The sequence below is a fragment of the Phytoactinopolyspora endophytica genome (assembly GCF_004138495.1).
Classification (GTDB): Bacteria; Actinomycetota; Actinomycetes; order Jiangellales; family Jiangellaceae; genus Phytoactinopolyspora; species Phytoactinopolyspora endophytica.
Genome location: NZ_ML142849.1, coordinates 692,223 through 693,069 on the forward strand (window position 1 = coordinate 692,223; position 847 = coordinate 693,069).

Annotated in this window: 1 protein-coding gene; it reads right to left on the reverse strand. The window is 69.5% G+C overall.

Translation table 11 applies throughout. From position 1 onward, the window contains the following. The coding region (locus ELR45_RS36610) for a UDP-N-acetylmuramate--L-alanine ligase (RefSeq protein WP_240759108.1) at positions 1-818 on the reverse strand (818 nt) is incomplete at its 3' end. Positions 819-847 lie beyond the last annotated feature (29 nt).

Consider the following 847-nt stretch of genomic DNA (forward strand, 5'->3'; position numbering starts at 1 on the left):
CGCGCGACCAGCTCGAACGATGCGCCGTAGTCGGACAGGTCGAAGTCGGCGAGCCGGACCATCGCGTCAGGTGACTCCCCGTACGTGTGTACCGTGGTGCCGCGAGCCGCCGCGCGCTCGCCCAGAGCCCGCGCCCCGGCGTCGTCGGCGCAGATCACCATGAAGCCCTGCACCCGGTCGGCGAACGCGTCGAATGCCGCGAAGTACGCCTCCTCGGTGCCGTAGTTGTCAAGATGGTCCGCCTCGACGTTGGTCACGATCGCGACTTCAGGGTCGTAGGCGAGAAACGACGCGTCGCTCTCGTCGGCCTCGGCCACGAAGAAATCCCCGCTGCCGTTGTGCGCGTTGGCGCCGGACTCGTTGAGGTTGCCCCCGATCGCGAACGACGGGTCCGCGCCGCAATGCTGCAGCGCCACCGTCAGCATCGACGTCGTCGTGGTCTTACCGTGCGTCCCGGCGACGGCGATCGCCCGGCGCCCCATCATCACGGCGGCCAGCGCGGACGCTCTCGGCAGCACCCGCAGGCACCGTTCCCGGGCCACCACGACCTCGGGGTTGGTCTCGCGGATCGCCGTCGACACGACGACGGTGTCCGCGTGCCCCACGTTGGCGGCGTCATGCCCCACATGCACCCGCGCGCCGAGCGCACGCAGGCCGGTCAGCACACCCGAATCCTTGGCGTCGCTCCCGGACACCTCGATGCCCCGGGCCAGCAGGATGCGGGCGATACCGCTCATCCCCGCTCCCCCGATGCCCACGAAATGAACCGCACCGAGCTTCTCGGCGGGAACAGCACTCTCCGGCGGCGCAACGATCACTTACCGGCCTCCGGCATCCTTTTTCGAGT